This window comes from Streptomyces phaeoluteigriseus (assembly GCF_001896135.2).
In the GTDB taxonomy this organism is placed as follows: domain Bacteria; phylum Actinomycetota; class Actinomycetes; order Streptomycetales; family Streptomycetaceae; genus Streptomyces; species Streptomyces phaeoluteigriseus.
In genome coordinates this window covers 675606-692027 of record NZ_MPOH02000009.1, presented here as the reverse complement: position 1 = coordinate 692027, position 16422 = coordinate 675606, and the positions used below count along the sequence as shown (strand labels likewise).

Genomic DNA, 16422 nt, shown 5'->3' with positions numbered 1-16422 from the left:
ACGCCTTCTTCCCGGGTGCCGCCCCACATCGGTCGGTCGGCCGTCAGGCGACGTTGACCGCCGTCCAGGCGGCCGCGACCGCCTTGTACTCCGTGCTGGTGGAGCCGTAGAGCGCGGACGCGGCGCTCAGGGTCGCCGTGCGGGCGCCCGCGTAGTTCGTGGTCGACGTCATGTACGAGGTCAGCGCCTTGTACCAGATCTGGACCGCCTTGGCGCGGCCGATGCCGGTGACCGTCGAGCCGTTGTAGGTGGGGGAGTTGTAGGCCACGCCGTTGATCGTCTTGGCGCCGCTGCCCTCGGAGAGGAGGTAGAAGAAGTGGTTCGCCGGGCCGGACGAGTAGTGCACGTCCAGGTTCTTCAGCGTGGACGACCAGTAGTCGGCCGACGCGCCGTCCTTGCTCGGCTTGTCCTGGTGGCGCAGCGGGCTGCCGTCGCCGTTGATGTCGATCTTCTCGCCGATGAGGTAGTCACCGGGGTCCGAGGTGTTCGCCGCGAAGAACTCGACCGCCGTGCCGAAGATGTCGGACGTGGCCTCGTTCAGGCCGCCGGACTCACCCGAGTAGTTCAGACCCGCCGTGTTGGAGGTGACGCCGTGGGTCATCTCGTGGGCGGCCACGTCGAGCGAGGTCAGCGCGTTGGTGTTGGACTCGCCGTCGCCGTACGTCATGCAGAAGCAGGCGTCCGACCAGAAGGCGTTGACGTACGCGTTGCCGTAGTGGACCCGGGAGTACGCGGCGACGCCGTTGTTCTTGATGCCGTTGCGGCCGAAGGTGTTCTTGTAGAAGTCCCAGGTGGTCTGGGCGCCGTAGGCCGCGTCGACCGCCGCCGTCTGGTCCGAGGTCGAGCTGGAGGCCGCGCCGGTGCCCCAGACGTCGTCGGCGTCCGTGAACAGCGTGCCCGCCGAACTGGTCGTGCTGCGCGCCTTGTTGTACGTCTTGTGGCCGCCGCGCGAGGTGTCGTACAGCTGGTACGTCGAACCCGACAGGGCGGTGCCGAGGGCGACCGTGCCGGAGTAGAGGCTCTTGCCGCTGCCGGTCTCGATGCCCTGGTACTCGTACAGCTTCGCGCCGGTGGCCGCGTCGGTGATGACGTGCAGCTCGTTGGGGGTGCCGTCCTCCTGGAGGCCGCCGACGACGGTCTCGTAGGCCAGGACCGGCTTGCTGCCGTTGCCCGCCCAGATCACCTTGCGGGGCGCCTGCGAGGCCTCCGTGTCCTTCGAGCCCGCCGCCTTCGCCAGCGACAGCGCCTGGTTCTCGGCCTTGGCGGTGCCGACGGTCGCGGCGGTCGAGGCGACCTTGATGGTGGCCGTCGTCGCCTTGGTGACGCCCTGGTCCGCGCCGGTGGCCGACTCGTGGACGACCAGGTCGCCGCCGAGGACCGGCAGCCCGGCGTAGGTGCGCTCGTAGCGGGTGTGGACGGTGCCGTCGGCGTCCTTGACGACGTCCCGGACGACCAGCTTCTCCTGGGCGCCGAGGCCTATCTCCCGCGCGGTGGCGCCGGCGTCGGCCTGCTTGTCCTGGATGAGGGCGGTGCGGACGGCCGGGGCGAGCGCGGTCGGCACGGCGAGGGGCTTGGCGGCCGTGGTGTCGGCGGGGGCCTGGGCGGCGGCCGTACCGGAGGTGAGTCCGGTGGTGACGAGGGCTCCGGCCGCGACGGCGGTCGCGATGGCCAGGGTGGTGCGCTTGTGACGCGCGTAGAGGGAGGACACACAAGCTCCTTGGGAGTGGGGGGTGCCCGGCCGGCGTGGGGAGGCCGGCCGTGACGGCGGTGAAGTTGTGCGGCGGGTGACAGGAAGAGTGGCATCAAGGTCGCGTACATGTCATGACCCTCAAGTGATGTTGGCCGAAAGTCGACCGGCTGATGAATATTGCGGTCATGTGAACGGGCGTGACCTCGGTCAAAGACCAACACAGCCAGGGCAATCGACTGGCAAAAAGAGGACGCCGCCCCGGGAGCCGAAGCTCCGAAGCGGCGTCCTGTGCGTGGGGGGTGGGCCCGCCTGCGGCCCCCTGGCTCGGCGTGGCGGCGACCTACGGGAAGGTCAGCTTCCAGCCGTTGATGTAGCCGGTGTCCACGGCCGCGTTGTCCTGGACGCGCAACGTCCAGACGCCGTTGGCGACCTCGGAGGACGCGTTCACCGTGTACGTGGTGTTCAGGTTGTCCGCGCTGCCGCCGGTGCCGTACGCCTTCAGCGTGTACGCCGTGCCGTCGGGCGCGAGCAACTGCACCTGGAGGTCACCGACGTAGGTGTGGACGATGTCGACCGCCACCGCGAGGTTCGACGGCGCGTTGCCCGTCCGGCCGGAGACGGTGACCGGCGAGGTGACCGCCGCGCCGTTGTCCGGAATCGACACGTCGGTGGTGCTCTCGAAGGAGGTGCCGCCACCACCGCCGCCACCGGGCCGCGCGCCGACCGCGATGCCCGCCCACGCGTGCTGCACCGCCGTGTACTCGGCGCTCGTCGTGCCGTACAGCTCACCGGCCGCCGCGAGGGTGCCCGTGCGGGCGCCCGCGTAGTTGGTGGTCGAGGTGAACTTCGTGGTCAGCGCGCGGAACCAGATCTTCTCGGCCTTGTCCCGGCCGATGCCGGTCACCGGCAGTCCGTCCGAGGTGGGCGAGTTGTACGAGACACCGTTGATGGTCTTGGTGCCGCTGCCCTCGCTCAGCAGGTAGAAGAAGTGGTTGGCCGGGCCCGAGGAGTAGTGCACGTCGATCGAGCCGATGCCGGAGTACCAGCTGTCCTTGGACGAGCCGTCCTTGCTCGGTTTGTCCATGTACCGCAGCGGCGTGCCGTTGCCGTTGATGTTGATCTCCTCGCCGATGAGGTAGTCACCGACGTCGGAGGGGTTGTTGGCGTAGAACTCGACGGTGGCGCCGAAGATGTCGGACGTCGCCTCGTTCAGCCCGCCGGACTCGCCGCTGTAGTTGAGGCCGGCCGTGTTGGAGGTGAGGCCGTGCGTCATCTCGTGCGCGGCCACGTCGATCGACGTCAGCGGGTTGGCGTTGCCGGAGCCGTCGCCGTACGTCATGCAGAAGCAGCTGTCCGACCAGAACGCGTTGACGTAGTTGTTGCCGTAGTGGACGCGGGAGTACGCGCCGACCCCGTCGCCGCGGATGCCGGAACGCCCGTGCACGTTCTTGTAGTAGTCCCAGGTCAGCTGGGCGCCGTAGGCGGCGTCGGCGCCGGCCGACTCCAGGTTCGAGGGGCTGCCGTTGCCCCAGACGTCGTCGGGGCCCGAGAAGAGGGTGCCGGTGCCGGAGGTACCGCGGTTGAGGTTGTACGTCCGGTGGTTGCCGCGGGACGCGTCGGTGAGGTTGTACGTCGAACCGGACTGCGTGCTGCCGATGGTGACCTGACCGCTGTACACCGTGTTGCCGGTGCCGGTCTCGATGGCCTCCCACTCGTACAGCTTGGCGCCGCTGGTGGCGTCCGTGACGACGTGCAGTTCCTGCGGGGTGCCGTCGTGCTGGAACCCGCCGACGACCGTCTCGTAGGCCACGGTCGGCGTGCCGCTCGCGGCCCAGATGACCTTGCGGGGCGCGCGGTTGACGTCGGGGCTCTTGGCCTCCTCCGCCTTCGCGGCGGCCAGCGCCTGTGCCTCGGCCTCGGCCGCGGGCACCTTGGCGGTGGTGGTGGCCGGCTTGATGGCGGCGCGGGTGGCCTTGACGACGGACTCCGTCGCGCGGCCGGGGTGGACTCGACGACCAGGTCGCCGCCGAGCACCGGCAGGCCCGCGTAGGTGCGCTCGTAGCGGGTGTGGACGGTGCCGTCGGCGTCCTTGACGACGTCCCGGACGACCAGCGCCTCCTGGGCGCCGAGGCCCAGTTCCTTGGCCTGCTGCGCCTTGTCGGCGTTCGCGTCGCGGATCAGCTCGGCGCGCTGGGCGGGGCTGAGCCGGACCGACTCGGAGCCCGGTATCGCCTGGCCGGCCGCCTGCGGTGCCTTCTCCGGGGCGGCCGTCGCGGCGCCGGACTGCACGGCGGCGGCGATGAGCGCGGAGACGCCGACGAGGGCGAAGGCCGCGGCTCTGCGGGAGGGGGTGTGGGAGGTGCGTCTGCGAGGAGAGGAACTGCTGCTCAACACTGACTCCTTCTGCGCGGCCGCGGGTCACGCGGCCGGGGGAGACCGCACGGCGGGTGGGCCGCGCGGGCACAACTAGGGCCGTACGCAGAACGGGTGACGCTGTGGGGTTGCTGTGCAGTAGCAGTGGGAAGAGTGGCAGCCGACAGCGCTGTCTGTCAGGAGCGCGTCAGAAAGTTGGCCGGAAACGGTTCGTTGTCCGGGAGTTCATGTTCGATATACGGATCCGATCACCGAAGGACGCCTCAGGGGTCCGGGCGCTCCCCGTGCCACGTCCCCCACAGCGACGCGTACGCCCCGCCCGCCCGCACCAGCTCCTCGTGCGTGCCGAGTTCGGTCAGCAGGCCGTTCTCCATCACGGCGACCCGGTCCGCGTCGTGCGCGGTGTGCAGCCGGTGCGCGATGGCGATGACCGTACGGCCGCGCAGTACGGCGGCCAGCGCGCGCTCGGTGTGCCGGGCGGTCGCCGGGTCCAGCAGGGCCGTCGCCTCGTCCAGGATCAGCGTGTGCGGGTCCGCCAGCACCACCCGCGCCAGCGCGAGCTGCTGCGCCTGCGCGCCGTCCGTACGGCGCCGGTCCGCGCCCACCTCCGCGTCGAGACCGCCGGGCAGCTCCCGCACCCAGCCAGCGGCCCCGACCGCGGCCAGCGCCGCCCACAACTGCTCGTCCGTGGCGGCCGGTTCGGCGATCAGCAGATTGTCGCGGACGGTGCCGAGGAAGACGTGGTGCTCCTGGGTGACCAGGACGACCTGCCGGCGCAGCGTCTCCGGGGCCAGGTCCGCGACCGGCACCCCGCCCACCGTGACCGAACCCGCCGTCGGCGCGTCCACGCCCGCCAGCAGCCGGCTCAGCGTCGTCTTGCCCGCACCCGACGGGCCGACCACGGCGAGCCGCTCCCCCGGCCGCACGGTCAGGTCCACCCCGCGCAGCACCTCGCCGCCGCGGTCGTAGGCGTACCGCACGCCCCGCACGTCGATCCTGTCGTCCACCGGGACCGGCGCCCCGTCCTCCGGCTCGGACCGCGGGGCCCGGGCCAGCCCCTCCACCCGCGCGAACGAGGCGCCGCTGCTCTGGAACTGCTCGACACGCATCAGGATCTGGTCGAGCGGCTCGGTGAACTGCCGCAGGTACAGCGCCGCGGCCACCACCGCCCCGAGGCTCAGCGCACCCCGCGCGTGCAGCATCCCGCCCAGCAGCAGGACCCCCGCGACGGGCAGCGAGTACGACACCTCCACCACCGGGAAGAACACGCTCCGCAGGAACAGCGTACGGAAGCGCGTCCGACGCGAGACCTCCAGCGCGTCCCGGCTCGCCGCCGTCCGCCGCTCCCCGAGCCGGAACGCCTCCACCGTGCGGGCCCCGCTCGCGGTCTCCGCGAGGATGTCGGCGACCTCCGAGGTGGCCGCCCCCTCGGCGAGATACGCGGCCCGCGCCCGCCGCAGATACCAGCGCAGCGCGAACCAGATCGGCGTCAGCCCCAGCACCCCCACCGCGCCGAGCAGCGGGTCGATCACGAACACCGCGCCCAGCAGGAACAGCGCCTGCACCGCGCAGACCAGCAGATCGGGCCCGGCGTCCCGCAGGGTCGTGCCCACGGCCGCCACGTCGGCGGTGCCACGCGTGGTGAGGTCGCCGGTGCCGGCCCGCTCCACGACCGACGCCGGCAGCGCCAGCGTCCGCTCGACGAAGCCCTCGCGCACCCGCGCGAGCGTCCGCTCCCCGAACCGGTGCCCCGCGTACCGGGCCCAGCGGGCCAGCAGCAACTGCGCCAGCGCACACACCAGGATGGCCGGAGCCAACCGGTCCACCGCCGCGGTCCCGCCCCCGGAGCGCACCTCGTCGATGATCCGGCCGAGCAGCCAGGGCCCGGCGAGACCGGCCGCGGCGGCCAGCACGTTGAGCGCCAGGACGCCGGTGAAGACCCGTGCGTCGGCCCGCACCAGCCGGCCGGTGGCCCGCCGCACATCGGCCCGTGCGGCCACCGGAAGCCGCCCTCCGCCGACTTCCTCCGCCACCTGTGCCGTCTTCGCACCGGACGTCATCGCACGGCCTCCTCGGCATCGGCGCCGCCCTCGGCACCCTCGGCACCCTCCGCGTCGCGCGCCACCAGCGCCCGGTATCCCGGCTCCGTCTCCAGCAGCACCCGGTGCCGGCCGCTCGCCGCGACCTTCCCGTCGACCAGGTACAGCACCCGGTCGGCGTGGTCGAGCAGCAGCGGGGAGGAACTCGTCACCACGGTCGTCCGGTCGGCCCGTGCCTCCCGCAGCCGCCTCGCGATCGCCGCCTCCGTGTGCGCGTCGAGCGCCGAGGTCGGCTCCACGGCGAGCAGCACCTCGGGGTCGGCGAGCAGCGCCCGCACCAGCCGTACGCGCTGCCGCTGACCCCCCGAGAGGCTGCGGCCCTGCGCGGCCACGGGGGAGTCGAGCCCGTCCGGCAGGCCCGGCACGATGTCCTCGGCGGCAGCCGCCCGCAGCGCCCGGTCGATCTCCGCGGGGGACGGCTCGTGCCGCCCGCCCACCAGCTCGCGCAGGCTGCCGGCGAACAGGTCCGCCTCGTTGTCCGCCACCAGGATCCGCTCCCTGACCCGAGCCGAGCGCACCTCGTCGAGGCGTACGCCGCCCCAGGTGACGTCGGTCGGCCCGTACCGGCCCAGCCGGTCGATCACGGCGGCCGTGTCGGCGGGCCGAGCGCCCGCCAGCGCCGTCAGCAGGCCGGGCACGACCCGCACACCGGAGGCGGGGTCGTACAGCACCGCGGGCCCGTCGGGCGGCTCCGCGGTGCCGGAGGCGGCGACGTCCGGGTCCGGCTCCAGCCGCAGCAGCCGTACGACCCGGCGGGCGGCGACCACGCCCCGGCTGAGCTGATAGCCCATGTCGACGATGAACGCCACCGGGCCGACCAGCACGGCCACATAGCCGTACACCGCCACCAGTTCGCCCACCGTCAGCTCGCCCTGGGCCGCGAGCCGGGCCGCCAGCCAGGTCACCACGGCGAGGAACACCGTCGGCAGGCCCACCCCGAGGGCCTGCATCCAGCTGGTGACCGAGCCGACCCGGTAGCCCTGGGCACGCAGCCGCTGGGAGTCGCGGTGGAAGGCCTCCGCGAACAGGCCCTTGCCGCCCAGGCCGTTGAGCACGCGCAGTCCGCCCGCGAGATCGCCGATCCGTGCGGTGAGCACCCCCTGCCGCTCCCGGTACTCGCCCTCGGCGCCCTGGAGCCGCCCCATCAGCGGGCCGACCAGCACGGCGATGACCGGCATCCCCAGCAGGACGACCGCCGCGAGCAGCGGGGAGATCGACAGCAGCACCCCGGCGACGACGACGTAGACGACGACCGAGCCGATGCCCGGCCCGATCACCGTCAGGGACGTCGCGATCGTCTGCACGTCGCCGACGCCGATGGTGACGACCTCCCCGGCCCCGATCCGGCGCGGCAGCGCGGCGCCCAGCCGGACGGCGTGCCCCACGACGACCTTGACCGTGCGGAAGTTGGCGTCCATGCGCAGCCGGGTCATCGTGCGGTGCCGCATGATGCTCACCCAGGCGTTGAAGGCCCCCACCAGGAACAGTGCGGCGGTCCAGCGCGCCAGCGCGGCCGTGTCACCGCGCTCCAGCCCGTCGTCGACCGCCCGCGACAGCAGGTACGGCGCGACCGCCATCAGCACCATCCAGACGCTGGCCAGCGCCGCCCCCGCCAGCGCCCGCCCCGGCTGGCGGCAGGTCAGCCACCACAGGTACGACCAGCCGCCCCGGCAGTCGGGCGTGCCGGGGTCGGCGTAGGCGTCGATCGGCTGCCTCCGTGTCCGCCGCGCCCTCACGCGAGGCTGTCCCGCCAGGCGCGGTGCAGGCCTGCGAACCGGCCGGTGCCCGCGACGAGTTCGGCCGGGGTGCCGTCCTCGACGATTCTTCCGTGCTCCATGACGAGCACACGGTCGGCGATCTCCACGGTCGACAGCCGGTGCGCGATCACCACCGCCGTACGGCCCTTCAGGACCGTCGCCATCGCCGCCTGGACGGCCCGTTCGCCGGGCACGTCCAGGGAGCTGGTCGCCTCGTCGAGGATCAGCACCGCCGGGTCGGCGAGCAACGCCCGCGCGAACGCGACGAGTTGCCGTTGTCCGGCGGAGATGCGGCCGCCGCGCCTGCGGACGTCCGTGTCGTAGCCGTCGGGCAGGGCGCTGATGAACTCGTGCGCGCCGAGCGCCTTCGCCGCCCGCTCGATGTCCTCCCGGCTCGCGTCCGGCCGCCCGATCGCGATGTTCTCGGCGACCGTCCCGGAGAACAGGAACGCCTCCTGCGTCACCATGACCACCCCGCACCGCAGTTCGGTCACGGCCAGATCACGCAGGTCGACGCCGTCGAGGAGGACCCGGCCCGCCGTCGGGTCGTAGAAGCGGGCGAGGAGCTTGGCCAGGGTGGACTTCCCGGCACCGGTCGAGCCGACCACGGCGACCGTCCGGCCCGCGGCCAGGGTGAGGTCGAAGCGGGGCAGCACCTCGCCGCCGGTGCGGTAGCCGAAGGCGACGCCGTCGAACACGACCTCGCGGCCCGGCATGCCCGGCCGGCGGGCCGGAAGCTCCAGGGGCGCGGCCGGCTCGGGCACGGACGGCTCCTGGGCCAGCAGCCCGGCGATCTTCTCCAGGGAGGCCGCCGCCGACTGGTACGAGTTGAGGAACATGCCGAGCCGGTCGATGGGGTCGTACAGCCGCCGCAGGTACAGCACCGCCGCCGCCAGCACGCCCAGCGCGAGGGAGCCGTCGGCGACCCGCTGGGCGCCCCACAGCACGATCAGCGCGACGGCGGTGTTGGCGACCAGCCGTGAGCCGACGACGTACCGGGCCATCTCCAGGAGCGCGTCGCCGTTGGTCCGCTCGTGCCGCTGGTTCAGGACCTTGAAGTCGGCCTCGTTGACGGCCTCGCGGCGGAACGCGCGCACCGGCCGGATGCCGTTCACCGTCTCCACGAACTTCACGATCACGGCCGCGATCGCGGTGGACCGCGCCCGGAACACCCGCCCCGCGCGCCGCTGGTAGACCCGGACGAGGAGGTACAGCGGCCCGAACGACGCCACCGCGACCGCGCCGAGACCCAGGTCCAGCCAGAGCAGCAGGGCGCAGATGTAGAGGAACGACAGGACCACCGTGACCAGTTCCTGGAGGCCCTCGCTGAGCAGTTCGCGCAGCGACTCCACATCGGTGGTGGAACGGGAGATGAGCCGGCCCGAGGTGTAGCGCTCGTGGAAGTCGATGCTCAGCGCCTGCGCGTGCCGGAAGATCCGCCCGCGCAGGTCCAGCAGTACGTCCTGGTTGACGCGGGCGGAGGCGGTCAGGAACGCGTACTGGAGGCAGCCGCCCGCCAGCGCGCACCCCAGATAGCCGACGCCCACCGCGACCAGCGGCCCGAGGTCGTCCTCGCGCAGCGCCGGTACGGCACGGTCGATGGCGTACGCCACCAGCAGCGGGCCCGCCTGCACGGCCGCTGCTGGAGCAGCAGCAGGAACGTGGTGAGGGCGACGCGCGCCTTCATGGGGGCGAGCAGCGAGCGCAGCAGCGTGCCGGTGGCGCCCGGCGGGGTGGGCAGGACGTCCCGGTCGAAGGCGTCGACGTGTTCCTTCGCGGCCGTCAGGTCCTGGTCGTCGTCGGCGGTGGGGGAGGCGGTGGTGGGCGCGGTCATCGGTGGTCGGCCTCCTGGTCCCCGGACATGAGATGGGCGTACTCGGCGTTGGTGCGCAGCAGTTCGTGGTGCGTGCCGACGGCGGTGATCCGGCCGCCGGACAGCAGGGCCACCCGGTCGGCGAGCAGCACGGTGGACGGCCGGTGGGCGACGATCAGTGCCGTCGTGTCGGCGAGGACGCGGCGCAGCGCGGCCTCCACGGCGGCCTCCGTGTGGACGTCCAGCGCGGACAGCGGGTCGTCGAGCACGAGGAACCGGGGCCGGCCCACGACCGCCCGCGCCAGCGCCAGACGCTGCCGCTGCCCACCGGACAGGCTCAGCCCCTGCTCACCGACCTGCGTCCGGGTGCCCTGCGGCAGCGCGTGCACGAACTCGGCCTGCGCGACGGCCAGCGCGCGCTCCAGGTCGCCGTCGTCCGCGTCGCCGCCGGCCCCCATCAGCACGTTCTCCCCGACGCTCGCGGAGAACAGCGTCGGCTCCTCGAAGGCGACGGCGACCTTCGCCCGCAGCTCCTCGCGGGGCATCGCGGTGATGTCCTCCCCGTCGAGGGTGATCCACCCGGAGGTCACCTCGTGCAGCCGGGGCACGAGCGCGGTGAGCGTGGTCTTCCCGCTGCCGGTGGCCCCGACGAGCGCCATGGACTCCCCGGCCCTGACATGCAGATCGATCCGGTCGAGAACGGGAGGGGAGCCGGGGTCGGCGTCGGGGTAGCGGAAGCTGACACCGTGGAAGCGCAGGCCGCCTTCGGGAGCGGAGGCCGACGAGGCCGAGGTCGATGCCGAGGTCGATGCCGATGCCGATGCCGGGGCGGACGTCGGTGCGGACGCCGGTCCGTCGGACTCCGCCCGGCCCTCCCCGGTGGACACCCTCCGCGAGGACGCCGCCGGTTCGTCCCCGGCGGACACCCTCCGGCCGGAGAACCCCCGATCCCGCGGGGCCCGCCCGCCGGGCACCCCCTCGTCCTCCGGTTCCGCGTCCATCACCTCGAAGTACCGCTCGGTCGCCGTCGCCGCCTCCTGGCTCATCGCGAGCAGGAAGCCGATGGAGTCCACCGGCCAGCGCAGGGCGAGCGCCGTGGAGAGGAAGGCGACCAGCGTGCCCGCGGACAGCTCGCCGTCCGCGACCTGCACCGTCCCCAGCACCAGCGCCGCGCCGATGGCCAGTTCGGGCAGGGTCACGATGACCGCCCAGATCGTGGCCAGCAGCCGCGCCTTGTGCAGTTCCGTGCCGCGCAGGCCCGCGGACAGGTCGCGGAACGCCCGCGCCTGGCTGCGGTGCCGGCCGAAGCCCTTGATGATCCGGATGCCGAGGACGCTCTCCTCGACGACCGTCGTCAGATCGCCGACCTGGTCCTGGGCGCGGCGCGCCACGCGCGCGTACCGGTTCTCGAAGAACACGCACGTCACCACGACGGGGATCGCGGGCCCCAGGACGACCAGCCCGAGCGTCCAGTCCTGGAGCAGCATGATGGTGACGCCGACGAGGATCGTCACCGCGTTGACCAGCAGGAACGTCAGCGGGAAGGCGAGGAACATGCGTAGCAGCATCAGATCCGTGGTCCCCCGGGACAGCAGCTGCCCCGACGCCCACCGGTCGTGGAAGGCCACCGGCAGCCGCTGGAGGTGCCGGTACAGATCGGCCCGCATGTCCGCCTCGACCCGGGACAGGGGCCGCGCCACCAGCCAGCGCCGCAGCCCGAACAGGAGCGCCTCCGCGGCCCCGAGCAGCAGCAGGGACAGCGCGCCCAGCCAGACGCCCGCCGAGTCCCGGTCCGCGACCGGCCCGTCCACCATCCACTTGAGCACGAGCGGGATCACCAGCCCCGTACAGGAGGCGACGACCGCTATGACGGCGGCGGTGAACAACCGCACCCGGACGGGCCGCACATACGGCCACAGGCGCAGCAACGTCCGTACGGCGGAGCGGTCCTCGGTGGGGGCAGGTGTCGTGGGCATCAGGGGCGAGCCTACGGATCGCCACTGACATCGCCCACCGAGTTTCGGCGGGACCCGGCTCGGTCCTCGGACCTACGACCTGCGCGTTCGGGCCCCCGAACCGGGTGGGCCGGGGCCCGGTCGCAGGACACCGTCATCCGATCGGCCGATGCCTCTTCGAGCGGGACGGCCGGTGTGCCGGTCGCCGTGATCGGGGTGAGCGGGGTCAATGGGCGATCCGGAGGGGTTCGGCCGCTCAGCGGTCGGCCACCCGCATCTCGAACCAGGTCGTCTTCCCACGGGGCAGCAGGTCGACGCCCCAGCGGTCGGACAGTTTGTCGACGAGGAACAGCCCCCGGCCGCTGACGTCCATCTCCTGGACCGGCATCAGACAGGGCAGCCCTCGTGAGGGGTCTCGGACCTCGACCCGGATCCAGCCGCGCCGCCTGCGCATGCGCAGGCCGAAGACGCGGGCACCGGTGTGGCGTACGGCGTTGCCGACGAGTTCCGAGACGAGTAAGACGGCGTCCTCGGTCATCTTGGGGCTGAGCTGCCAGCGGCGCAGGACGACGACCTGGGTGAGACGCCGGGCCGTGGCGGCGGATTCGGGGCGGGACGGCAACTGGATCTCGGTCTCCGTGGGGTCGCCGAACAACTCCAGGGCTCTGAGCGCCTGTTCGTCCTCGGCCGCAGGCGACCAGCGTGCCGCGGCCACACGCTCGTGCCCCCGCGGCTGTTCGATACCCTCCAGCCCCGCCATGCCCCCATCATGGCGGCCCGGGACTTCCCACGGGGCCGTTCCGGGGGAATACGCCCCCCGGAAGCGACCATTCCGTATGGGTGGAGCGGCATGTGCCTGAGCCGGTCCGGAGTCGGGTGCAGCCCGGCTGGCCTGCGACGACGGCTGGTGTGGGGACAGTTCCGGACAGTCGCCGGGCGCCCTCGACGCGGCAGGCTTGAGGCGGCCTTAAGGTTCCCGTGAACCGCCCCATCGAGGGACCCGGGTGAGACGCCCTGTCAACGGCAGGGGTTTTCGCGCTGGTCCGGCGAGACGAGTCTCATCGGGCCCGCCCGGCGGAGCCAGGAGCGCGGCGTCACCGGAACTTCGCCTTGCCCGGCCCCTCCTCCACGAAACTGCGCATGCCGCTCTCCCGGTCGGCGGTCGCGAAGAGGCCCGCGAACCAGTTCCGCTCCACCGCGAGGCCGGTCTCGATGTCCGTCTCCAGGCCCGTGTCGATCGACTCCTTGGCCGCCCTCAGCGCGATCGCCGGACCCTGCGCCAGCTTCGCCGCCCACGCGTGGGCCTGCGCGTACACCTCGGCGGCCGGGACGACCCGGTCCACCAGACCCAGCGTCAGCGCCTCGTCCGCCCGCACCGTACGGCCGGTGAAGATCAGGTCCTTCGCCTTGGACGGGCCGATCAGCCGGGACAGCCGCTGGGTGCCGCCCGCGCCCGGGATCAGGCCGAGCAGGATCTCCGGCTGGCCCAGCTTCGCGTTGTCCGCGGCGATGCGGAAGTCGGCGCAGAGCGCCAGTTCGCAGCCGCCGCCCAGTGCGTAACCGGTCACGGCCGCCACCACCGGCTTGGGAATGCGGGCCACCGCCGTGAAGGCGTCCTGGAGGGCGCGGGCGCGCAGCACCATCGCCGTGTGGTCCATCGGCTGCATCTCCTTGATGTCCGCGCCCGCCGCGAACACCTTCTCGCCGCCGTACAGGACGACGGCCCGCACGTCCTCACGGCGGCCCGCCTCCTCGGCGAGTTCCTTGAGCCTGTCCTGCGTGGCGACGTTCAGCGCGTTCATGGGCGGGCGGTCCAGGCGCAGCGTGCCGACGCCCTCGGCGACTTCGAGATTCACGGTCATGCGCAGCAGGTTAACGGGCACTAACGACGACGGGCCCGGTGCCGTGGGTCACAGCACCGGGCGTCGTCGGGCGGGACCTACGCGGTCCACTCCGCCCACGGGATGTTCCAGCCGTTGAGGCCGTTGGACGCCTCGACGGTCGGGTCGGTGGAGTTCTTCACGACCACCACGTCGCCGGTGATCGAGTGGTCGAAGAACCAGGCGGCCGGCGCGCCGCTGTCGTAGCCGCCGCGCACGTCCCGCAGGCCGATGCAGCCGTGGCTGGCGTTGTAGTTGCCGAAGGCGTCGCCGCCCCAGTAGTTGCCGTGCACGAAGGTGCCGGAGTCGGTCAGCCGCATGGCGTGCGGGACGTCCTTGATGTCGTACTCGCCGTCGTAGCCGACCGTGTCGCCGTTCATGCGGGTCACCGTGAACTTCTCACTGATGACCATCTGGCCGTTCCAGGTGGCGTAGCCGGGCTTGCCGGTGGTGACCGGGATGGTCTTGACGACCTTGCCCTCCTGGGTGACCTGCATCGTGCGCTTCTTGGCGTCCACGATGGACACCTGGTCGCGGCCGATGGTGAAGGACACCGATTTGGACTGCTTGCCGTAGACGCCCTTGCGGCCCTCGACGCCGTCGAGGTTCAGCTCGACCGTCACCTTGGTACCGGCCTTCCAGTACTTCTCGGGCCGGAAGTCCAGGCGGTCGTTGCCGAACCAGTGGCCCTGCACGTCGACGGCCGGAACCGTCTTGATCCTGATGGCCTTCTCGACGTCGTCCGGCGCGGTGATGCCCCGCGTGAAGCGGACCGAGAACGGCATGCCGACGCCGACCGTGGAACCGTCCTCGGGCGTGAAGGTGCCGACGAAGGTGTTCTCCGGCGTCAGCGTGGTGAAGGACGCGTCCTCGGCGGCCGTACGGCCCTCGGCGTCCTTCGCGACCGCGTGCACCTGGTACTTGGTGGCGGCGGCCAGGTGGGTGCTCGGCGTCCAGCCGGCGCCGTCCGCGGAGATCGTGCCGTCGACCTTCGCCCCCTCGGCGTCCTTGACGACCACCTCGGTCAGCTTGCCCTTGGCGGCCGTCACCTTGAGGACGCCGCTGGTGTCGACGGACTTGGCGCCGTCCTTCGGGGCGATCGAGACGACCGCCTCCGACTGCCCGCCCGCCACGGCCGTGGCGCCCGCGCCCTTGGCGTCCTTGGTCTTCCCCGAGCCGGAGTCCCCGCCTCCGCCGCAGGCCGTGACGGCCAGCAGCAGCCCTCCGACGATCAATGCCAACCGCTTGTCACGGCCGCGTGAGCGACCGCCAACCGATGCCCCCGATATCGGTCGCACGTTCAAGTCCGTTCTCCCCTCCCCCGGGCCCGTCAGGCCCGCACGCAGGCACTACCCCTGCGCTGCGCGCATATTAACCACATGGTCAGGGGCCCTGGTGACCCCGGAATGTCACCGTTCAGTCCCAAGTTGGACCATGGGAGGGGAGAGTCGCTCAGGAGGTCAGTTCACCGCGCTGCCGGCGGTCCATTCCCTCCAGTTCATGTTCCAGCCGCCGAGCCCGTTGTCGGGGGCGACCGTCTTGTCCTCGCTGCGGACCACCTCGACGACGTCACCGATGAGACTGCGGTCGAAGAACCAGCCCGCGGGCGTGTCGGCGCCGCCGCCCTTCACGTCCCTGAGGCCCACGCAGCCGTGGCTCAGGTTGACCCGGCCGAAGGCCTCCGGGGACGCCCAGTAGTTGCCGTGCAGGAAGGTGCCGGACTCGGTCAGCCGCATGGCGTGCGGCACGTCCGGGATGTCGTACTCGCCCTTGCCGTTCTTCTTCTTGAAGCCGACCGTGGCGCCGTTCATCCGGGTCACGTCGAGCATCTCCGTGACCACCATCTTGCCGTTGTACGTCGTCGTCTTCGGTGCCCCCGCGGTGATGGGCACGGTGGCGAGCAACTCACCCTCGCGCCGCACCCGCATGGTGTGTTCGGCGGCGTCGACGACGGAGACCTGGTGACGGCCGACGTCGAAGGAGAACGTCCGGTGCTGGAGCCCGTAGACGCCGGGCGCGCCCTCGACGTCCCGGAAGCGCAGGGAGACGGTGACGCGGGTGCCCGGCTTCCAGTAGTGCTCGGGACGGAAGTCGAGCCGGGACGTGCCGAACCAGTGCGGGCGGACCTCGACGGCCGGGTCGGCGGTCACGCGGACGGCCCGCTCGACGGCGGCCCGGTTCTCGATCTCCCGGTTGAACTCCAGGGACACGATCATCCCGGTGCCGACCGTCGCCCGGTTCTCGGGCGTGACATAGCCGATGAACCGCTCCTCGGGGACGTGCGTCGTGAACGTGGTGTGCCGGGCCGAGCGGTGCCCGTCGCCGTCCACCGCGACCGCGTCGACCTCGTAGCGGGCGGCGAGCGCGAGCCGGCCGTCCCGCGGACTCCAGCTGCGGCCGTCCGCGGAGATCCGGCCCGGCACCTCGGCCTCCTGCGCGTCCTGCGACCTGACGACCTTCACCGACTCCAGCCGCCCGTCCGGCACGCGGACCCGCAGCGCCTGGTTCGGGCGCACCTCCCTCGCGCCGTCCCGTGGAGTGATCCGGATGGCGTCCTCGGGTGCCGGGGGTTTGCCCAGCACCCGGTCCAGCCCGCTCCGGCCGTCCCCGCTGCATCCGGCGGCTCCCGCCAGCAGTCCTGCCCATGTCAGTACGGCGGCCAGTGCGACCCCCGCGCGCCGTGCGCGCCCAGTTACGTGCCTCACGCGGTACCCAACGACGGGCCCCGGTCCGGGGAAACGTGAGTGCGAGGCACGGGCTGGGCAGAACAGGGGGGAGGACGACGCCAAGGGGAGCAGCGGCCGGGACGCCGTACGCCCCGGACCCGCGTCGTGCCATGAGCCGCGGGAGGCTGA

8 protein-coding genes and 2 pseudogenes are annotated in these 16422 nt (G+C 72.4%); all 10 read right to left on the bottom strand.

Translation table 11 applies throughout. The features are described from left to right. Positions 1–43: 43 nt before the first annotated feature. A complete protein-coding gene (locus BM536_RS10765) occupies positions 44–1708 on the bottom strand; it encodes a M4 family metallopeptidase (protein WP_073492822.1) in 1665 nt (554 codons plus the stop codon). 322 nt (positions 1709–2030) lie between these two features. Next, positions 2031–4081, bottom strand: a pseudogene (locus tag BM536_RS10760) (M4 family metallopeptidase). Between the two features lie 245 nt (positions 4082–4326). Beyond that, entirely contained in the window at positions 4327–6123 is a 1797-nt protein-coding gene (locus BM536_RS10755) for an ABC transporter ATP-binding protein (RefSeq protein ID WP_094102850.1), read from the bottom strand. Then, positions 6120–7898, bottom strand: a complete 1779-nt coding sequence (locus tag BM536_RS10750) for an ABC transporter ATP-binding protein (RefSeq protein ID WP_245873360.1) — start codon at positions 7896–7898, stop codon at positions 6120–6122. Before BM536_RS10750 ends, BM536_RS10755 begins: the two co-directional genes overlap by 4 nt. After that, a pseudogene (locus tag BM536_RS10745) lies at positions 7895–9753 on the bottom strand (ABC transporter ATP-binding protein). Before BM536_RS10745 ends, BM536_RS10750 begins: the two are co-directional and overlap by 4 nt. Further along, on the bottom strand, positions 9750–11708 hold the full coding sequence (locus BM536_RS10740; RefSeq protein ID WP_094102849.1) for an ABC transporter ATP-binding protein: 1959 nt from the start codon (positions 11706–11708) through the stop codon (positions 9750–9752). The pseudogene BM536_RS10745 and the gene BM536_RS10740 overlap by 4 nt, the downstream one beginning before the upstream one ends. 235 nt (positions 11709–11943) lie before the next feature. Beyond that, positions 11944–12447, bottom strand: a complete 504-nt coding sequence (locus tag BM536_RS10735) for an ATP-binding protein (RefSeq protein WP_073492824.1) — start codon at positions 12445–12447, stop codon at positions 11944–11946. Between the two features lie 334 nt (positions 12448–12781). Further along, entirely contained in the window at positions 12782–13549 is a 768-nt protein-coding gene (locus tag BM536_RS10730) for an enoyl-CoA hydratase/isomerase family protein (protein WP_073492826.1), read from the bottom strand. Between the two features lie 77 nt (positions 13550–13626). Continuing rightward, a complete protein-coding gene (locus BM536_RS10725) occupies positions 13627–14871 on the bottom strand; it encodes a L,D-transpeptidase (RefSeq protein ID WP_079274981.1) in 1245 nt (414 codons plus the stop codon). Between the two features lie 156 nt (positions 14872–15027). Further along, on the bottom strand, positions 15028–16272 hold the full coding sequence (locus tag BM536_RS10720; RefSeq protein WP_073492830.1) for a L,D-transpeptidase: 1245 nt from the start codon (positions 16270–16272) through the stop codon (positions 15028–15030). Positions 16273–16422 lie beyond the last annotated feature (150 nt).